Below are 19,306 nucleotides of genomic sequence, written 5' to 3'. Positions count from 1 at the left end.
ATCTACCGGAAAAAAATTCAATGTTGCTGTGTCGGGACTTGATGCACCCTATATTAAAGCAAAGCCTCCAGGCGTTGGTTGACTTGTTCGACCACACTTCGTACCTGCTCCTCTTCCTGACCATGTGTTTCGTTCAGCTCGATGGATTCCACCATGCAATCAAACGCCACCATGGCTAGCAGGTCTTGTCGGTCTTCTAGTCCAAACTCCTCCCTGTACTTTTTTATTTTATCGTTGATCAATTTCCCCACCCGTCTGATTCTGGCCTCTTCCTCGGCCTTAACTTTCATCGGATATTCTCGGTCTCCAATTTTTATTCTGATCGAAAGTGTATCCATATTAATCAGACAGGTACGTGATAATCTTGTCGATTTCCTTTATATAGTCATCAATTCTCCCCTTCAATTCAGCAGACGCTTTATTTTCTACCGGTATGTTTCTTACAATTTTACTAATTTTAATTTGATTTTTAAAATCTTCCAGTGCCGCTCCTTGATCCGAAAGTTGCTTTTGATAAACTAAAAGTTGGTTTTTGAGGGCAGTATTTTCCTCTTCAAGCAGCCTGACCTTCTCTTCGACCCGTTCTGCAAGCCTTTCCAACTTTTGAAGCGCCCCGTAATCCTTCATGTTATTTTCTGATCAATGCACCCACATTTTTTTCAAATGCCGTCATTAATTTGTTCATGGTCTTGTCAATCAATTTATCCGTCAGGGTTTGTTGGTCATCCTGAAGGTAGAAACTCAAGGCATAGGCTTTTTGGTTGGCCCCTACCTTATCGCCCGTATACACGTCGAAAACGTTGATTCGTTTGAGCAGCTTTCCCCCGGCTTTGATCGCCAATTGACGTAATTCTTCGAAACTTACCTGCTGGTCGATCACCAACGAGAGATCCCGGCGTACCTCAGGAAATTTGGAAATCTCCCGGTATTTTTCCTGCTTTCTAGCCAATTTCACCAAGCGGTCCCAATCCAGTTCCGCAAAAAACACTTCCTGCTTCACCCCTGCACGTCGGGTCACGCGCGTCTCCAACAAGCCAATTTGTCCGATCTCCTGCTGGTTTACCTCTAACCTGAGTCCGTAGGTGAACGGCGCAGGCTCCATCATCTGTACGTCGGGAAGCGGTACATTTAATTTGGCCAGCAGAGCCTCCACGACGGCATATAACTCGGGAAAGCCGACGGGCTCCGATGCATGGATCCAGTTTTCCCGGCTGGAATTCCCTGTCAGAAACAACGAAAGGCGTTTCCCTTCTGCGTAACCCGTTTCGGTTTTGGAATAAACGGATCCAAACTCAAATACCTTCAAGTCTTTTTGACGCCGGTTAATATTGTGCGCCAAAACTTCCAGCCCCGTATACAGCAGGGTCTGCCGAAGAACGCCCAGTTCCTCACTCAATTTGTTCAAAATTACCACATCCTTTTCCGCATCCAGGAAGTCTGCTCCCGAGGAATACTCGGCACTGCTGAGGGAATTGGTGATGATTTCACTGTATCCCATACCTGCTAGGGTCTCGGAAATCCGGTATTGAAGCTTGTTTCCATCCTTTTCCGGATGCTCTGCCAGGTATTCCGACTGGTAATTGTCCTTCAGAGGAATCGCATCGAATCCATGTATCCGTAAAATCTCTTCGATCACATCCGCTTCTCTGGTGACGTCTACCCGATAGGGAGGGACAAAGGCCAAAAAGCCCTCGCTTGTTTCTTCCTCCACCCGGATATCAAGGAATTCCAAAATGGTTTTTATTTCTTTACGATCAATCACCTCGCCAATCAGCCGATCTACATGCCGGTAAGATACTGGCACCTGCCAGTAATCCATGGGTACCGGATAGTGATCGATTATCTCCGAACTGATTTCACCACCCGCGAGTTCGCGGATCAGCATTGCTGCGCGTTTCAATGCAAATACCGGCATATTGGGGTCGGTTCCCCGCTCAAACCGGAAGGAAGCATCGGTTTTGATTCCATGGTGTTGCGCCCCCTTTCGAATCACGTCCGCTCCAAAGCAGGCACTTTCCAAAAAAATCGTCTGCGTGCCCTCTGTAACCCCCGAGTTCTGTCCCCCGAGAATGCCTGCCATGCAAAGCCCACCCTTGTTGTCACAGATCATCAGCTCCTCTCCTGTCAGGATCCGTTCCTTTCCTTCCAGCGTCGTGAATTTCGTACCTTTCGGTAGCCGTTTGACCTGTATTTCCTCACCCGTGATTTTATCTGCATCGAAGGCGTGCAGGGGTTGACCCAAGTCATGCAGGATGAAATTGGTAATATCTACGATCACGTTGATTGGATCCAGATCTAGCGCTTTCAGGTAATTTTGAAGCCACTGGGGAGAGGGTGCTACCTTCACCCCGCTAATGGTCAGTCCCGCATACCGGGGACAGTCCGCGGCGTCAGCTACGGAAAGGGTGTAGGCAGGGCCTTCCCTGTCCACTGTGAAGTTGGAAACATCGGGCAAGCTGAGCTCCTTCCGCAGCAGGGCTTTCAGATCACGGGCGACACCCAAATGAGAGGCTGCATCCGCTCGATTGGGTGTCAGACCGATTTCGAGCACTGCCGTTTGGCTGTTTTCGATAAGCGAACCCAGTGGACTTCCGTTTGGCAGTTCTGTGTCCAAAACCAGGATACCATCGTGGCTGCTGCCCAGCCCCAATTCGTCCTCGGCACAAATCATCCCCTCCGACACTTCTCCTCGAATTTTTGCTTTTTTAATTGCAAAAGGTTCCCCCTCAGACGGATACAAGGTCGTACCCACGGTAGCCACGGGAACCTTCTGCCCTTTGGACACATTGGGTGCCCCGCAAACGATAGGCAAAACCCGTTCTCCAATATCAACGCGGGTAAGGCTTAGCTTATCCGCATTTGGATGCGGCTCGCAATGGATCACTTCCCCGATAACTACCCCTTTCAGTCCTCCTTTTATGGACTCATAGGTGGATATCCCCTCCACCTCCAGCCCGGAGGCTGTGAGCAAATCGGCAATCTCCTCAGGACTTTGGTCAAAAGGGAGGTAATCTTTGAGTCTATTGATCGAAATTTTCATTGTTCCAGTTTTGACTAAGGTACAAATTTACGATAAATGGCCTCTACTGAAAGGTTATTTATCGTAATTTTTCTCCCCTGCCCGGATCGGGATTTCCAGGATATTCTCCCGCGGGGGAATGGGACAGGCGTAATCGGGATTATAGGCGCAATAGGGGTTGTAAGCCAGGTTAAAGTCGATGGTGAGGGAAGATTGCCCATCTTGCCGGACATTGATGTAACGCCCGCCACCGTAGGTTTCTTCTCCCGAGGTTTTATCGGCAAAAGCCAGAAAAAAATTTCTGAGATCCGTCTCGTCTTCCGCTTGCAACAAAAGTAATTTTACTTGCTGTCCCTGTAGCTCAAAATTGGCAAAGGAATGCCGAATGTACCGCTCCACGCTTCCGTCAGTCATGGGTATCTCCAATATCCTCCGGTCTGCGACCGGTTCCAACCTTGCCCGAATCTTATAGTCCGGATCAATGGGGTAAAAATCCAGGGAGTCTAAGTCTTCTTTTTGCTCCTCCTTTAACGGGGAATCAATGTTGTATTTAAGAAATTTCCATTGCCGCTCCCGTTCCGCCTCTATGGTACTTCGGTAGTACTCCGGGTCCTCGGTACCCGTAAAGGTATACAACAGAGATGCAGCGATTACGAGGGCCACAAATGCCCAAAATAGATTTTTTGTATTCATACCGGTTTATATCATGCCTTCATCTGCGAAGCTAAAATAGCCAACATCCGTGAAAATAACATGATCCAATACCGGAAGCTCCAGATTTTTACCAACCAGACAAAGCTTCTTGGTAAGGTTAATGTCTGCGGTGGACGGCTTGAGGTTGCCTGAGGGATGATTGTGGACCAAAATCAGTGCATTGGCCAGGGATTCGATCCCAAATTTAAAAATCAACTTGGGATCGGCAATGGTTGCCGAAGTCCCCCCCTGACTGATCAACTGCTTTTTGATCACCAGGTTGCTGCGATTGAGAAACAACACGTAAAAATATTCTACGGATTCGTCTTGCAGTTCCTGACGCATCAGGCGATAAACATCCGCAGACGAGGAAATTTTGACTTTCTTTTGGGGATCTGCCTCTTTTCTGCGCCTCCCCAACTCAAGGGCACTGACGATACTGATGGCTTTGGCCTCTCCGATTCCCTTGAATTTTTTCAAATCATTGACGGACAATTTGGCCAATTGGGCAAGATCATGGTCTACACTCTTGAGAATGTGCCGGGAAAGGTCCACGGCACTTAGGTGTTGGGTTCCGGAACCAATTAAAATGGCGATTAATTCCGCATCGGAAAGGTTGGCCTTTCCGCGCAGAAGCAATTTCTCCCGGGGACGGTCCTCTTCCGCAAGTGCGGAAATACGTATCGACTGGTAATTTTCCATGCGAAAGAAATAAATGGGACACTGCCATCCCCCTCGCATCTACACCCAACTTTTCAGAAAGCAGCGGTCAATCGGATAAAATTAAAAAAATAATTGACATAAAAAAACCCTTCACTGTTCTTACAGGAGGGTTTTTTAGTATCTGTACAAGTACCTGCCTCTTAGAGCGAATTCACCAATTTGGTCAATTTTGATTTTTTATTCGAGGCATTGTTTTTGTGAATGACGTTTTTCTTGGCCAGTCTATCAAGCATGGATGTTACCTGCTTCAATAATTCCTGCGCCTCGGATTTGTCCTCGGTATTCCTCAATCTCTTGATGAAGGTCCTGGTAGTTTTGGCCTGATACCTGTTTCTCAATCTTTTGGCTTCATTCGCACGAATTCTCTTTAAAGCCGATTTGTGATTTGCCATATGCTTGTTATACGATTAACTAGTTTCCTGTTTCTTTATGGATCGCAAATTTAACCGTTTAATTTATAATTACAAAACATTTTACCGAATATAGGAAGGGGAACCGCTGCATATTTCCCGGATTTTAAGTACTTTAGGCTGTGGGTATTTGTATCGATCATGCGACTGGTATTTCTGATAATCGTTTTGCTACTCTCTTCCACCAGGCTTACGGCATGGGGCTTTTATGCCCACAAGCTCATCAATCAGCAAGCCATCTTCTCGCTGCCTCCGGAACTACTGGTTTTTTTTAAGCTCCAGGCCTCCTTTCTCCGGGAAAAGGCCGTCAACCCTGACCGGCGAAGGTACGCCGTAAAGGGCGAGGCCGAGAAGCACTTTATCGATCTGGACGTCTACGGCGACAGCGCGCTGTACCTATTGCCCCGGTACTGGACGGATGCCGTGGCCCTTATCGGGGAGGATAGCCTGAGACTATCAGGTATCGCCCCATGGAGTACCTACCGCACGTTTTTACAGCTGGTCCGGGCATTCGAACAAAAAGAAGCCGAAAACATTCTCCGACTGGCTGCGGATCTGGGGCATTACCTGGGAGACATCCATGTTCCCCTGCATACCACCAAAAATTACAACGGGCAGCTTACCGGCCAGTACGGGATCCACGGATTCTGGGAATCCCGTCTTCCTGAACTTTTCGCAGAATCCTACAACTTCTTTGTCGGAAAAGCCGAGTACATCAAGCATCCGCAGCAAGCTATCTGGAAAGCTGTTGGACAATCACACGCTGCCGTTGATTCGGTTCTGGAGTTTGAGGCTGTATTGAGTAAGCGGTTTGCCGAAGATAAAAAGTACAGCTACGAGGAACGCGGCGGCATCACTACCCGGGTGTACTCACGGGCCTACAGCCAGGCCTACCACCAAATGTTGGGGGGACAGGTGGAACGACAAATGCGGAAAACGATCAAACTGATTGCCGACTTTTGGTACACTGCCTGGATTTTGGCCGGTCAGCCTGATCTCAACGGAAATTCACCCAATCTGCAGGACACCGAAGAGGAAAACGAAGCCCCTGCCGATCCATCCCTAAAAATACGGGAACACGAGACGTTTATCAGGAATCCACCAATACGTCCTTTGAGGAATTCAGGTAGGTATGTATGCTCCGTGATAGCCGCTCGAAGGTATTCCGAAAGACATCCTCGTTTTCTTCCAGCAGGGTGACCCGAAACCCTCGAAGTTCTGAACAAAAGGAACTGACGGGCACCACACAGATCCGCTCGGCTGCCAGTAGGTGATAGACAAAGCGTTTGTCGTGCGGCATTTCTTTTTCCTGAAGCCATTGGTCCAGATGCTTTTGCACGCGGGCATCCGGAATCGGTAAAAATTGATTTTCGTCCAAAACCCCTTCTTCAAAGATGATGGTGTTGTAAAAAGCGCCCTTGGTTTTATTGAATTTAATTCCCCGTACCTGACCAAGCACCTCTTCCATGATGCGGCTACGGATACCGATGGCTTCATTGGCTGTCTTCCGGTATTCACGATAGGCCGGGTGGCTCATGATCTTCGGAATGGCGAGTTGAGGGAGGGTGGTAGAGCAGACCTCGATCATTTTTGCGTTTTCCAGGGTCGTACACAATTTGGTAAATTCCGCCGAGGTATGCTGGTTGTAAAACTCCATCCAGCCGCATCGGGATCCGGGCCAGGGAAATTCCTTGGAAATTCCTTTGAGCGAAATGCCTGGCAAGTCGTCTCCCAGTATTTCGGCCAGGCTGATAGCTTCGTACCCGTTGTAGGTGATATTTTGGTAGATTTCATCGGCGATCAGCAACAGATTAAATTCCCTGGCAATCTCCACAAACCGATCCAATACTTCCCGCGGATACACCATTCCGGTGGGATTATCCGGATTGATGATCAGGATACCTACAATCGAATCGTTGTACTTTACCTTATTATACAGATCGTCCATATCCGGATACCAGCTATTATCCGGATCCAGATTGTAGGTCAGGGGTCGGGTATTTGCATGAGCTGCTTCCGCAGAGCTATGGGTAGAATACGCAGGAGAGGGACCAATGATCCGCGCCGTGGGAATCAAAAACTGATACAGTTTGGCAATGCCGTCACCCAGGCCATTGAAAAACAAAATATCTTCGGGGCCAATTTGTACACCGCCTTTTTGGTTGGTAAGATTCGCTAAAAATTTGCGGGTAGCCATCATCCCTTTGCTGTCGGCATACCCATACGTTTCATCCGCTTGCACCAAACCACTTACGATTTCTTTCATCCACGTGGGGATGGTATTGTTTTTCTGTATGGGATCTCCTATGTTTTCCCAGGTAATGGGGTAGCCCAACTCCTCGATCATCCGGGCTTTTTTTACAATGCCCCTGATCTCGTAATTCAATTCTCCAGCGCCCGGACGCAATAACAATTGTCTCATCATAACTTTCCCGAAAAGGTACAAACCAGACACAAAGAAACAAAAAAGCAAAACAACCTGTACGGCAAACCAAAAAAAAAGCGGTATGCCGGAAGGAGCATTGCCGCTTTTTTGCCAGCACTTTTCGAAAAACCTGGCAGATTGAAAGCAACCCGTTCACTCGGGGCCCCTCACAAAATCGATTCGGATTTTTCGGAGGGTTTTTCCCGGGCCACGATTGCTGCTTATTTTAACTTTTTGTATTTGATACGTTTGGGCATGGTGTCTCCCAATCGCTTCTTCTTGTTTTCTTCGTAATCCGAGAAGTTGCCCTCAAACCAATATACGGAGCTATCGCCTTCGAAAGCCAGAATATGCGTACAGATTCGGTCCAGAAACCATCGGTCGTGGGAAATAATCACCGCGCATCCGCCGAAGTTTTCCAGGGCTTCCTCCAGCGCCCGCAGGGTGTTCACGTCCAGATCATTGGTAGGTTCATCTAGGAGCAGGAGATTGCCGCCTTTTTTAAGGGTCATGGCCAGGTGTACCCGGTTTCTTTCGCCTCCGGAAAGAACACCTACTTTCTTTTCCTGATCGGCTCCACCAAAATTAAAGCGACTGACGTAGGCCCTTCCATTGATTTCTTTTGATCCCAATTGTATGAATTCGTTCCCATCGGTAATGGTTTCGTACACAGACTTTTTGGGGTCCAGATCGTCGTGTTCCTGATCCACATAGGCGATCTCCACCGTATCACCAATCTCAAAATGACCGGAATCAGGTTTCTCTTTACCCGTGATCAGGTTAAACAGGGTGGATTTACCGGCGCCATTCGGCCCGATTACTCCGACAATACCACCTTGAGGCAGCGAAAAAGTCAGATCGTCAAACAAAAGCTTATCGCCAAATGCCTTGGAAACGCCTTTGACTTCGATCACTTTGCTTCCCAGTCGTGGGCCCGGTGGGATATACAATTCCAATTTGGATTCTTTTTCTCTTCCCTCTTCACCGACCAATTTTTCGTAGGCACTCAAACGGGCTTTCCCTTTGGATTGCCGTGCCTTGGGTGTCATCCGGATCCATTCAAGTTCCCGCTCCAGGGTTTTTTGCCGTTTGGACGCTGTTTTTTCTTCCTTTTTAAGCCGCTCCTGCTTCTGCTCCAGCCAACTCGAATAATTTCCTTTCCAGGGAATCCCCTCACCCCTGTCCAACTCCAGTATCCAACCGGCCACGTTGTCTAGAAAATACCGGTCATGAGTCACGGCAATCACGGTCCCTTTGTACTGTTTCAGGTGCTGCTCCAGCCACAAAACGGACTCCGCATCCAGGTGATTGGTGGGTTCATCCAAAAGCAATACGTCGGGCTCCTGCAGCAGCAGACGGCAGAGTGCGACACGCCGCTTTTCTCCCCGATAGGTTTTCCACCAGCGCATCAGCCGGAGGCAATCGGAGCGCATCCATCGCTTTTTCCAACATGGTTTCAAGCTCCCAGGCATTGGCGGCATCTAGTTTTTCCTGGACTTCGCCTTGTTGATGAATGAGCTTGTCCATGGCATCGGGATCCTCCATTACCGCAGGGTCCATGAATTTCTCATTGATTGCTTCAAACTCCTTCAACCATCCTATCGTATCCGCCACGGCCTCTTCCACAACTTCCTTCACGGTTTTGCCAGGATCCAGTTCGGGTTCCTGTTCCAGCATCCCGACGGAAAATCCGGGAGACCAAACCACTTCTCCTTGAAATTCGGTATCTGTTCCTGCAATGATTCGAAGCAGTGAGCTTTTGCCGGAGCCATTCAGACCCAAGACCCCTATTTTGGCCCCATAGAAAAACGACAGATAAATATCTTTTAGCACTTTCTTCTGTGGAGGATAGATTTTTGACACTCCAGCCATAGAAAAAATTATTTTTTCGTTGCTCATGGTTCTTTTGCGTTTAATTCAAGCAACAAAGATGGTAAAAAATCCGCTTTCTTAGGATAAATGAAGCATTATTAATTAATTTGCAGAAATTGGAAAAACCACTCCTAAATCACAACCAACCCTGCTTATCATGACGGATCATCCCTATGGATACATAAAAGACGAAAAAATTTACTTGAAAGGTTTTTTGGGCCAGGAGGACCGGGTTATTGGTGAGGTAAAGGAAGACGAAGCTTCCTCCATCCGCTATTTCGAAGACCGGTTTGATACCGTAAAAGCCAAGGTGGAAAAATTAAAAGAGGACATTCAGCAAAATCAAAACAAGGGCTCCTTTCTGATGAAATTGATCCACCTGAAAAATGCCTTGATGCACTTTGATGGTCTGGGCGACTTCCCTGCTTTGATCCGGGAGCTCGAAGCACAAGAGGCCTATCTGGAAGAAATCATCCAGGCCAATCGGGAAAAAAACCTGGAGATAAAGAAAGCCCTGATCGAAGAAGCAGACGCGATCAAAAATAGCACGGATTGGAAAGAGGCCTCTGAAGCGTTCAAAGAATTGAAGTTAAAATGGCTGAAAACCGGCCCCGTGGACAAGCACATACAGGATGATATCGAAGGGCAATTTCAGGCTATTCTTGACGTCTTTTACAGCAACCGTAAAAATTATTTTGACGGGTTGGCACTTCAGGCCGAACAGAATATCAAGGTGTACGAAAGTTTGCTGGAACAGGCCCGGGAAGCCCACGACCTTCCCGATGCAAAGACTGCCTTTGAAATCAGCAAGAAAATCCAAAAACAATGGAAGGCTTCCGGCAGGGTTCCTGCGGCCAAAAGACAGCCAATATGGGATGAGTTCAGCAAGTTAAACAACCGTATATTCAGTCGGTACCGGCGAATGAGTCAAAATGCTCCCCGAATCAGCCCGGGATTGATGATCAAAAAAATCGAAAAGCTGGCCGAAGAAATGAAGGTTCTTTCCAGAGGACCGGTAGACAATAGCAAATTGGCGGAGGCAAAACGCCTGCAGGCAGAGTGGAAAAAACTTCCACCAAAAAAACCAAGAAACGCACAACAAAGCATTGGCTCTTTCGTATTCTTTTCAGAAATCGTTTTCGAGAAATCCTTTTTGGATAAACTGTGTCATTCCAAGTATCCCGATTTTGATGAAAAAGACGCACAAGAGCAGGTAGCGATCAAGTCCGGATTATTAAAAGATTTGATCGCAAGGGATCAAAGGGAATTACAAACGGTGAAAGAAAATACGGACAACTTTCGCACTCAGGAAGGCGATTTTGATCACATGATGCGTCGAAAAATTGCTGCCTACAAACGAAAAGTGGATGTCAAAAACCACATTTTAAAAGAACTCACAAACAATTGATTCGTAATTGTTTGTGTTTTAAAAAGAATTTCTATTTTTGCACCCCGTTCAAGGGGACGTTTAAATTTGTGTAGACTATGTATTGGACTTTAGAACTTGCCTCCTATTTGGAAGACGCTCCGTGGCCTGCCACTAAAGATGAGTTGATTGACTTTGCTATCCGATCGGGAGCACCCCTGGAGGTAGTAGAGAACCTTCAGGAGTTGGAAGACGACGGCGAACCTTATGAAAACATAGAGGAGATTTGGCCGGATTATCCGACAAAAGATGACTTCTTCTTTAATGAAGACGAATATTAAACCGAAAGCCTTCCCCAGTGGAAGGCTTTTTTGCTTATTTTTTTGAAAGGCGATCCAATTGTCCCTCGACTTGCCTTGCATCCTAGATACGAAGCACTTTCCTCAACTTACTCATACCTTTTTTGCTCACCGGTAGTTGGGTGCCGTCTTTCAGGTAAGCAAGGAAGTTCTCCTTCTGAAAGGGCTCAATTTTACTGATCATGGAAACATTGACCAAATGGGATCGATGAATCCGCGTGAACTCCTCCGGGTTCAACACTTTTTCAAAATATCCCATGGTGCCCAGCTTCAGGTAGCCTTTTCCTTCGGAAACAATCTTTACGTAGTCTCCCTCAGCGGAAAAAACCGTAATCGCATCCACGGGTAGGATATGGATTCTGGTACCGGTTTTGACAACGACCCGGTTCAAGTACTCCCGGATAGGAGGCTCTTCATGGAGCGCAAAAAGCCTGGAAGATAATTCTCCGGGCTCAAGCAGCTGCCTATGCGCCTTTTCCAGCGCCTTCCGCAGGCGGTCTACGGAAAACGGCTTTAGTAAATAATCGATTGCTTGTCGTTCGAAGGCCTGAATCGCATAGCTATCGTAAGCAGTGGTAAAAATCACGCAAGGGGGTTCGTCGAGTAGCTCCAGCAACTCAAATCCATTTATTTTTGGCATTTCAATGTCCAAAAACACCAAATCCGGCTTTTGTTCGGTGATTCCTTTAAATCCTTCAAATCCATCCTGAAACGCGCCTACCACCTCCACCTCAGGAAAGGACGAAAGGTAATCCGCTAATAGCTCCCGGGCCAGTGGTTCGTCATCAATAATCACACATCGTATCATCTCAGGTCCTTTGAGGGATTTTAATGGTTGCACTGAAAAGCCCACCTTCTTTCCGAATTTGCAGCAAGTCTTTTCTTCCAAAAATAAGGAATAACCTTCGGTCCAAATTTTTCAGACCAAATCCGGTTCCACTGGGCTTTCCCGAGAGATTATCGGTCGGGTTTTGCACCGTTATCTCCAGCTGATGCCCTTCGCGCTTTGCGGCAATGCGGATCAAAATATCACCTGTTACCCCATACAAACCGTGCTTTACCGCATTCTCTACCAGGGTTTGGATCAGAAGCGACGGCAGTTTTAACCCCTCTGCATCGTCCGGAATGACAAGTTCGTAGGAAAGGCGCTGACCAAACCTGATTTTCTCCAATTCCAGGTACTGGCCGATTACCCTCATTTCCCGGGATAAGCTTTCCCATTTCCGGGGGTCTTTGTTCAGGTTTTCCCGGTAAAAATCAGCGAGTCTTTGCACCATTTCCCGGGCCCTTTCCGGTTGCCTTGCCAGCAAGGCGTTGATGGAATTCAGACTGTTGAATAAGAAATGCGGTTGCATCTGTTGCCGCAGGTAATGCAATTCCGCATCTGCAGATAGCTTTTGGCGCAACTCTCCATGCTGCATCAATTGGAGCTCGTTTACGGAGCTTTTGCCAGACAGGATGATCAACCCTACCAAATGGAATAACAACAGCCCAACAATCACCCTGAGTGGAAGGGAGGCTTCAAACAGGACTAAAAACTCTTGATTTCCCAAAAAGGTACTCTTCCATAGTAACCGGCAACAAAAAACAAGCGCGATACTGAGTACCAGGGAAAACATTAAAGCTGGCCAGGTTTTGAATTTTCCGATGGGGTAGTAGTACAGAAGCAGGTTAAGTAGGAAAACGCCCGCACCAAAGGCCAATGTACTGGCAATTGCATCCTGTATCGCCCATTCCCATTGTTGGTGCCAATAAAAAGAACAGAGCAGTATCCCCAAAAATACCAGCAGCAAAAATGCCAGGTGGTCAAGGGGCTCACCGATTAGCCGATCAATTTTTGGTTGGTTTACCATGGGAATTCTATTCACTAGTAGGAAGTTATCTCTATCCCGCCAAAAATCACCGAGCCCGAAATCACCAGCCTTTTTTGCGGATCCGGACTGGCCTGGTGAAAGTGACGTTTGTCGTCGACTCCCGCCGCCAGATTGCTGACGCCCAATTGCACGTCCCAATGAGGTGGCACAATGAGCTTTACTCCCCCAAATACCACCGATACCTTGAGAACTGCCTGATCCTGAATATCCGCATGCATCAGGTCTATATCGGATCCCCCAAAAACCGTGGTTATTTCCCCTCCCTTGAATTGCTTGGACATGACTTTGCGCGTCAGGCCGCAAAACAAGGCCTCTACGTTCAGATAGTCGGAACTATTTACCTGGGCGCCTTCCGAATCATTCCCGGTGCGAAGTTTCTTTTCCCACTTATCGTAGTTGCCCTCCCAGTCTTTCCAATTGATCGTCGGGTTTTTGTTTTTTTTAAATAAAATAAACAATCCTAGAAAAATAAGTGCCAGCGGCAGCAGGTAGGGGCCAAGTTCGAAAGGTAAAAAAACCTTGTCCCTCAATAGAAAGAAGCCTCCTATGATCAATAGCACGACCGACCCGGTATTCTGGAAGCCGTTTTTGTAACCGGAATACAACCCTATCGCGATCAGGATCATCGGCCAGGAAAAAATCCAGCCGGGAATAAATACACCGACCTGCTTTAGTAACAGCAATGCGCCAATAACCAAAATCAGCACTCCCAATGCATGATTTCCATTTCGATTCTTTTTCATCTGTTGATTTGTTTTATTTTAGAAGCAAGTTAACGGATCGTTTGAATGGAATACAGTGGCTATCTATAAAGCACCGAAGAAAATCGATAAGTGACCTGAATCGGTCGTTAAACGCTGCTTTTCCGCTTTTTCAGCAGGTATTCCGCAAAATCAAGATCTTCGGGACTGGTCAATTTAATGTTTTCCGGATTTCCCGGTATGAGACAAACCTCCCATCCCATGTGTTCAAAGACCGTGGCATCGTCCGTAAAAAAATCCTGCTCGCCTGCTGCAAATGCCTTCTTAATTTTTGAAAGCTGAAAGGTTTGAGGGGTCTGTACGAGCCGAAATTGGCTCCGGTTTCGGTATACGGATTTTTCAGAGCCGAGCATTTCCCGGATGGAATCCTTTAATGGAACCGCGGCCACGGCACTGCCAACATCGGCGGCTACTTCATAGCTCCGCAGGATTACCTGTACGTCCACAAAGGGCCTCACCCCATCGTGTATGGCCACCAAACCGGAAGCGCCGGAAATACTTTCCAGCCCGTTGCGTACGCTGCAAAACCTGGTCTTCCCACCTTTCACCAATCGATGCGGAACGGCAAAGGCGTACCTCTCGCAGAGATTCTTCCAAAAGGAAAAATCCGCCTCTGGCAAGACCAAATACAGCTGAATACCCGGATCAAGAGCGTGAAAGCGAGTGAGGGTATGCATCAATACCGGTATACCTCCGATGGGTAGGTACTGTTTGGCAATCTCGGTACCCATTCGCGTACCCGCTCCCCCGGCAACAATGACGGCATACCTGGGCTGCTTCTCTGTAACGGCGGACATCAACTTACCAGTAGTTTAGAACATACCAAGGCCGAGAGTACCTCCTGACGTCCCGCGTAGGCCACTGTCATGTTTTTGTCGTACACCTCTACCTCCACGATCTGTACCCGCACGCCCAGAGAAAGCTCCTTGCTATTCAGGTATTTTAGAAATTCATCGGAAGTATGTCCGAGCGCTTTCAGTTCTACTTTTTCCCCCGGTTTGCAGTCGGAAAGCATTCGGTATTCCAAAATAGCAATCTGCCCCTGTTTGTTGGGAATGGGCGAACCGTGTGGGTCTCGCTGTGGGTGACCCAGCAATTCATCCATCCGGTCAAAGAAAGCCGCAGATTGTACGTGCTCCAGTTGCTCCGCGATATCGTGTACCTCTTCCCATCCAAACCCCATCTTTTCGACCAGGTACATTTCGGTCAACCGGTGCTTTCGGATGATCATCGCAGCGGTCTGGCGTCCTTTTTGTGTAATTTTGAGTGGTTTGTATTTTTCGTATTCCAAAAGACCCATACCGGCTAGTTTTTTGACCATACTATTGACGGAGGGCAAACTTACTTCCAGCGCCTGGGCTATACCTGTTGTGTTGACTTCATCGGTGACGATGGCCTGATTGAAAATCACTTTCAGGTAGTTTTCTATGGATTGGCTGTTCATGCGCGAAACTTTACGAACAAAGATAAAAAATTATTGAAATAAATTTGTTAGTCAATGCTAACTATATAAATTTGTCTTAACTAATTGCGGATGGAGGATACCTCTGCTTTGAGATCGTCCAAGATCCGGTAATGGTCCACACGCATGCCTGATTCGGCGAAACAGGAACCCAATGCCGGCGCTATTCAATACCTACACCGTATGTTTGACACGATTATTGACTATTTGGCTAGTATTTCGCCCCTAAAGGCGGCCTTTTTCGCTACCCTCTTCACCTGGTTGCTAACAGCCGTTGGAGCCGGGTTTGTTTTTTTCTTCAAGCAAATGAATCGCCCGCTATTGGACGCAATGCTGGGATTTACAGGTGGGGTGATGATTGCCGCGAGTTTTTGGAGTTTACTGGCTCCGGCGATCAGCATGAGCGAGGGAGAGGGTTTTGTCAAAGTGGTGCCCGCTGCGCTGGGTTTTGTCGGAGGCTCGCTATTTATTTTCTTTCTGGATAAAGTATTGCCACACCTTCATGTCAATTTCAAAAAGACAGAGGGGATCAAAACCCCCTGGCAGAAAACCACTTTGCTGGTTTTGGCCATTACCATGCACAACATTCCAGAAGGGCTCGCGGTTGGAGTTTTGTTTGGAGGAGCTGCCTCAGCCATGCCAGAAGCCACCATCGCCGGCGCCGTGGTCCTGGCTATGGGAATTGGGCTACAAAACCTTCCCGAAGGAATCGCAGTGGCCGTACCGCTGCGCCGCATGGGGATGAGTCGCCGAAAAAGCTTTTTCTTTGGCCAGGCTTCCGCATTGGTGGAACCAATGGCGGGGGTATTGGGAGCAGCTGCCATCACCATCTTTACCCCCGTACTTCCCTATGCACTTGCCTTTGCAGCGGGAGCCATGATTTTTGTGGTCATTGAGGAAGTCATCCCCGAAACCCAGCAGGCCGGAAACACCGATTTGGCCACCCTTGGATTTGTCGTAGGTTTCACCATCATGATGATTCTGGATGTAGCCCTGGGCTGATTTAGCCGTCTTAGCTCCTTTTGTAAACCTCGGGGTTTACCGGATAGGGCAACTCTTTCCCCTGCAAGCCTGCAATGATATTTTCCACAGCACAACGGGTCATGGCATCTCGGGTCTCCTTGGTAACGGAACCGATATGCGGAAACACGACGGCATTGTCCATGTCAAGCAAGGGGTTGTCGGCATGCATGGGCTCCGGATTGGTTACGTCGATCCCTGCCCCCCAAATGATTCCCTGCTGGAGGGCCTGGGTCAATGCTACTTCGTTGTGCACCCCGCCCCGGGCTGTATTGATGAATATCGCGGAGGGTTTCATTTTTTTAAACTGTTCCAACCCAAACATCCCTCGTGTATCCTCGGTAAGCGCCGTGTGCACGGAGACGACGTCACTTTGCGCCAACAGCTGGTCCAGGCTTACCCGTCTGGCTCCAAAGTCCCGTTCGGCCTCCTTGTTTTCACCGCGGTTGTGATACAGAATTTTCATGTTCCAGGATTGGGTGCAGATGCGGGCCAGTTCGGCACCTATCCTACCCAAGCCGACGATCCCGAGCGTTTTCCCTGCCAGGTCAATGCCCAGTCCTTCGGTAGGCTGGGAAATTCCCCATTGCCCCTTTTTGATTCTTTTGTGATGATACAAGGCCCTACGGGCTACGGTGAGCATTAGCAAAAGGGCAGTTTCCGCCGTGGCCTTATTCAATACGTTTGGGGTGTTTCCAACCGGTATACCCTGCCGGGTCGCCGCTGCTATGTCTACTCCGTCAAATCCCACCGAATGCAAAGCCAGGACTTTTAAATGCCGGCATTGTTCAAAAAAATCTGCGTCCAGACCCGACTGCCCGGCACTCAAAAACGCGTCGTGCCCCTTACAGAACCGAATGGCCTGTCCTCTATCCAAAATGGGCTTTTCCTTCCATACGGTGTACTCAATACCCGCTTCTTCCAGCATGCGGTATCCGATAGCCGGAATGATTTTATTGATAAATACTTTCATAGACAAATGGGTTGGATCGCTGCCAGCCCCTGCCAGGAGGCTTGCCGCGGTCATTTTGACTTTTTATTTTACGTAGCGGAAATCGAATGTCTGATCAAAATCGTCCAGAAAACCGATCATTAGTGCGATGACGTACTCGATATCCTTTTTACTTGCCGTCTCCACGGTGGTATGCATGTATTTTAATGGAAGGGAAATCAATGCCGATGGAACCCCCCCGTTGGAATAGGCAAAGGCATCGGTGTCTGTCCCAGTACTTCTGGAGGAGGCGGAACGTTGAAAGGGAATGTCTCGCTTTTTGGCGCTATCAATAATCAAATCCAACAGTTTTTTGTGAACGGCTGCTCCGCAGGTCAATACCGGGCCGTTTCCGGCAGTATAGTCACCGCTGGTGATTTTATTGTACATGGGGGCAGTCGTGTCGTGGCAGACGTCCGTAATCAAGGCCACATTGGGTTTGATGGAAGCGGCAATCATTTCCGCCCCGCGCAACCCGATTTCCTCCTGCACGGCATTAACGACATATAGCCCAAACGGCAAATTCGTTTTCTTCTCGTGGATTTTTCGGGCTACTTCGGCGATCATGTATCCGCCAATGCGGTTATCAAGCGCTCTTCCGGAGTAAAACTTATTGTTCAGGTCAGTCAATTCATCTTTGAAGGTCACCACACAGCCCACATGAATCCCCATTTCCAAAACTTCTTCCTTAGAACGGGCGCCGACGTCGATAAAGATATTTTCCATTTTAGGTGTCTCTTCTTTGGCCTTGTCACGCACGTGGATGGCCGGCCATCCAAACACACCCGGAACTACCTTGTCATCCGTGTGGATGTTTACCCGCATGGACGGAGCAATCATGTGATCCGATCCTCCGTTTCGGATGACGTAGATGTATCCCTCCGGAGTGATGTAATTAACAAACCAACTGATTTCATCCGCATGTGCCTCAATGACTATCTTGAAGTCTGCTTTTGGATTGATCACACCCACGGCCGTTCCGTAGGCATCCGTGAAATAATCGTCGACAAATGGTCGAATATAATCCAGCCAAATTTGCTGACCCGAAGCCTCAAAACCGGTAGGAGATGCATTGTTAAGGTATTGATACAGGAATTTTTCGTTTGTCTTCATGGTTCGTTTTCTGTTTGCAATGAATCCAGGCTTGCGCCAGGAGGGGATAAAATTACAGATAAGATGGGGTTAAAAAAACCACCGCGGCATTTCCTGCCTATTTTTCGATTATACGGGACGGGGTAGGCTGGTTTTTGGATAAACTTTCTATATTCGCAGAAAGTTTTGAAAACCAAGTTCATGAAAAATAAGGCCGCAGTCATCGACATGGGCACCAATACCTTCCATTTACTCATGGTTGCACTAGGTGAAGGAGGTTTTGAAACCCTATACAAGGAAAAGGTGCCCGTTAAAATCGGACAAGGAGGCATCCAGCAAAACCTTATCCTTCCAGATGCCCAAAAACGGGCGCTGCATACCCTTCGGCACTTTCATCAGCTTATTTGCGGAGAAGGCATCGAGCCGGTTTTTGCCTTCGCCACCAGTGCCGTACGCAACGCGGAAAATGGAGAGGAGTTTGTCCAACTGATCCGGAAGCAGACGGGAATTACCGTTCAGGTGATTGATGGAGAGCGGGAAGCGGAACTGATTTACAAAGGAATACGCATGAGCGGCTGCCTCAGCACCAGCAATGCCTTGATGATGGATATCGGAGGTGGATCGGTGGAATTCATCATCGGAAATAAAGACGCCGTTCATTGGAAAGGGAGCTTTGAAATTGGCGGGCAGCGCATGCTCGACCGGTTCCATTACCAGGATCCGATTTCCAGGGAGGAGATTGATAAGCTTTACCAGTATTTATCACAACAGCTTCGGCCATTACTGGCGGCCATTCGGGAATTTCATCCCCGCCAGCTGGTGGGAGCTTCCGGTACCTTTGACACGCTTACCGATATTTACATGGCCTCCCGTCAGGAAAAAAAACGCCGGGATTTGCGGCGCCATCGCTTGCCCATTGACGCGTTTTATGAAATTTCCGACCGTCTGATCCAATTGCCCAAAAAGGATCGGCTCCAAATCCCCGGTATGATCGCCATGCGGGTGGACATGATCGTGGTGGCTTCCTGTCTGATCCGCTATATCTTGCGTCAAATTGAGTCCCAGGACATGCTATGCTCCACCTATTCGCTCAAGGAAGGTGCATTGGCGGAAATCCTGGAAGGGATCGGCGTAAATTCGGTGCTTACCGTTGGGATCGGGGAATAAAAGCCCGCATTGTTTTTCCCTTACTTTTACTTTTTGCATTTTTGCACCCGTATACGTACCCCTTTCCGCTTC

The 19,306-nt window shown here is 48.1% G+C and carries 19 protein-coding genes and 1 pseudogene; 5 read left to right on the top strand and 15 right to left on the bottom strand.

What is annotated here, in order from left to right:
• Positions 1-53: 53 nt before the first annotated feature.
• The 6 genes from ABWH99_RS06290 to rpsT form a co-directional block, all read right to left on the bottom strand.
• Positions 54-338: a cell division protein ZapA gene (locus ABWH99_RS06290; RefSeq protein ID WP_375585438.1), complete on the bottom strand. Its 285-nt coding sequence runs from the start codon at positions 336-338 to the stop codon at positions 54-56.
• Between the two features lies 1 nt (position 339).
• The gene (locus tag ABWH99_RS06285) at positions 340-627 is read right to left on the bottom strand and encodes a hypothetical protein (protein ID WP_375585437.1); all 288 of its coding nucleotides are present in this window, start codon (positions 625-627) and stop codon (positions 340-342) included.
• A gap of 1 nt (position 628) precedes the next feature.
• Positions 629-3,040: a phenylalanine--tRNA ligase subunit beta gene (pheT, locus tag ABWH99_RS06280; RefSeq protein WP_375585436.1), complete on the bottom strand. Its 2,412-nt coding sequence runs from the start codon at positions 3,038-3,040 to the stop codon at positions 629-631.
• A gap of 54 nt (positions 3,041-3,094) precedes the next feature.
• Positions 3,095-3,712: a DUF1684 domain-containing protein gene (locus ABWH99_RS06275; protein WP_375585435.1), complete on the bottom strand. Its 618-nt coding sequence runs from the start codon at positions 3,710-3,712 to the stop codon at positions 3,095-3,097.
• A 6-nt stretch (positions 3,713-3,718) separates the two neighbouring features.
• Positions 3,719-4,414: a DNA repair protein RadC gene (radC, locus tag ABWH99_RS06270; protein WP_375585434.1), complete on the bottom strand. Its 696-nt coding sequence runs from the start codon at positions 4,412-4,414 to the stop codon at positions 3,719-3,721.
• A 161-nt stretch (positions 4,415-4,575) separates the two neighbouring features.
• A complete protein-coding gene (gene rpsT, locus ABWH99_RS06265; protein ID WP_092177801.1) occupies positions 4,576-4,827 on the bottom strand; it encodes a 30S ribosomal protein S20 in 252 nt (83 codons plus the stop codon).
• A 159-nt stretch (positions 4,828-4,986) separates the two neighbouring features.
• On the opposite strand from rpsT, the gene ABWH99_RS06260 reads away from it, so the two are divergent.
• The gene (locus ABWH99_RS06260; protein WP_375585433.1) at positions 4,987-6,045 is read left to right on the top strand and encodes a zinc dependent phospholipase C family protein; all 1,059 of its coding nucleotides are present in this window, start codon (positions 4,987-4,989) and stop codon (positions 6,043-6,045) included.
• Here the strand turns inward: ABWH99_RS06260 and ABWH99_RS06255 are convergent.
• On the bottom strand, positions 5,936-7,267 hold the full coding sequence (locus ABWH99_RS06255) for a pyridoxal phosphate-dependent aminotransferase (protein WP_375586550.1): 1,332 nt from the start codon (positions 7,265-7,267) through the stop codon (positions 5,936-5,938). The genes ABWH99_RS06260 and ABWH99_RS06255 overlap by 110 nt on opposite strands.
• A 224-nt stretch (positions 7,268-7,491) precedes the next feature.
• Positions 7,492-9,169 (bottom strand): annotated as a pseudogene (gene ettA, locus ABWH99_RS06250) (energy-dependent translational throttle protein EttA).
• Between the two features lie 130 nt (positions 9,170-9,299).
• Here ettA and ABWH99_RS06245 point away from each other — a divergent pair.
• Together ABWH99_RS06245 and ABWH99_RS06240 are read left to right on the top strand one after the other, a co-directional pair.
• On the top strand, positions 9,300-10,550 hold the full coding sequence (locus ABWH99_RS06245; RefSeq protein WP_375585432.1) for a DUF349 domain-containing protein: 1,251 nt from the start codon (positions 9,300-9,302) through the stop codon (positions 10,548-10,550).
• Positions 10,551-10,627: 77 nt separating this feature from the next.
• A complete protein-coding gene (locus tag ABWH99_RS06240) occupies positions 10,628-10,849 on the top strand; it encodes a DUF2795 domain-containing protein (RefSeq protein WP_010855875.1) in 222 nt (73 codons plus the stop codon).
• An 82-nt stretch (positions 10,850-10,931) separates the two neighbouring features.
• Here the strand turns inward: ABWH99_RS06240 and ABWH99_RS06235 are convergent, their stop codons facing one another.
• From ABWH99_RS06235 to ABWH99_RS06215, 5 genes are all read right to left on the bottom strand, one after another.
• Complete coding sequence (locus tag ABWH99_RS06235; RefSeq protein WP_375585431.1) at positions 10,932-11,675, bottom strand: LytR/AlgR family response regulator transcription factor; 744 nt, start codon at positions 11,673-11,675, stop codon at positions 10,932-10,934.
• Position 11,676: 1 nt separating this feature from the next.
• Positions 11,677-12,735, bottom strand: coding sequence for a sensor histidine kinase (locus ABWH99_RS06230; RefSeq protein WP_375585430.1), 1,059 nt, complete (start codon positions 12,733-12,735; stop codon positions 11,677-11,679).
• Positions 12,735-13,484 carry a LiaI-LiaF-like domain-containing protein gene (locus ABWH99_RS06225; RefSeq protein WP_375585429.1) on the bottom strand — a complete coding sequence of 250 codons (750 nt, stop codon included), beginning with the start codon at positions 13,482-13,484 and terminating at the stop codon, positions 12,735-12,737. The genes ABWH99_RS06230 and ABWH99_RS06225 overlap by 1 nt, the downstream gene beginning before the upstream one ends.
• 107 nt (positions 13,485-13,591) lie before the next feature.
• The gene (locus tag ABWH99_RS06220; protein WP_375585428.1) at positions 13,592-14,299 is read right to left on the bottom strand and encodes a 2-C-methyl-D-erythritol 4-phosphate cytidylyltransferase; all 708 of its coding nucleotides are present in this window, start codon (positions 14,297-14,299) and stop codon (positions 13,592-13,594) included.
• Positions 14,299-14,946: a metal-dependent transcriptional regulator gene (locus ABWH99_RS06215; RefSeq protein WP_375585427.1), complete on the bottom strand. Its 648-nt coding sequence runs from the start codon at positions 14,944-14,946 to the stop codon at positions 14,299-14,301. Before ABWH99_RS06215 ends, ABWH99_RS06220 begins: the two co-directional genes overlap by 1 nt.
• A 144-nt stretch (positions 14,947-15,090) precedes the next feature.
• Between ABWH99_RS06215 and ABWH99_RS06210 the strand changes: the two genes are divergently transcribed.
• Entirely contained in the window at positions 15,091-15,966 is an 876-nt protein-coding gene (locus ABWH99_RS06210; RefSeq protein ID WP_375585426.1) for a ZIP family metal transporter, read from the top strand.
• Between the two features lie 10 nt (positions 15,967-15,976).
• Here ABWH99_RS06210 and ABWH99_RS06205 read toward each other — a convergent pair whose 3' ends face one another.
• Complete coding sequence (locus ABWH99_RS06205) at positions 15,977-16,957, bottom strand: 2-hydroxyacid dehydrogenase (protein ID WP_375585425.1); 981 nt, start codon at positions 16,955-16,957, stop codon at positions 15,977-15,979.
• A 63-nt stretch (positions 16,958-17,020) separates the two neighbouring features.
• Positions 17,021-18,088, bottom strand: coding sequence for a M42 family metallopeptidase (locus tag ABWH99_RS06200; protein ID WP_375585424.1), 1,068 nt, complete (start codon positions 18,086-18,088; stop codon positions 17,021-17,023).
• Positions 18,089-18,268: 180 nt separating this feature from the next.
• On the opposite strand from ABWH99_RS06200, the gene ABWH99_RS06195 reads away from it, so the two are divergent.
• Positions 18,269-19,234: an exopolyphosphatase gene (locus ABWH99_RS06195; RefSeq protein WP_375585423.1), complete on the top strand. Its 966-nt coding sequence runs from the start codon at positions 18,269-18,271 to the stop codon at positions 19,232-19,234.
• Positions 19,235-19,306 lie beyond the last annotated feature (72 nt).

Origin of the sequence: Cyclobacterium xiamenense (assembly GCF_042140265.1) — a bacterium.
Classification (GTDB): domain Bacteria; phylum Bacteroidota; class Bacteroidia; order Cytophagales; family Cyclobacteriaceae; genus Cyclobacterium; species Cyclobacterium xiamenense_A.
This window is presented reverse-complemented; position numbering and strand designations above follow the sequence as displayed.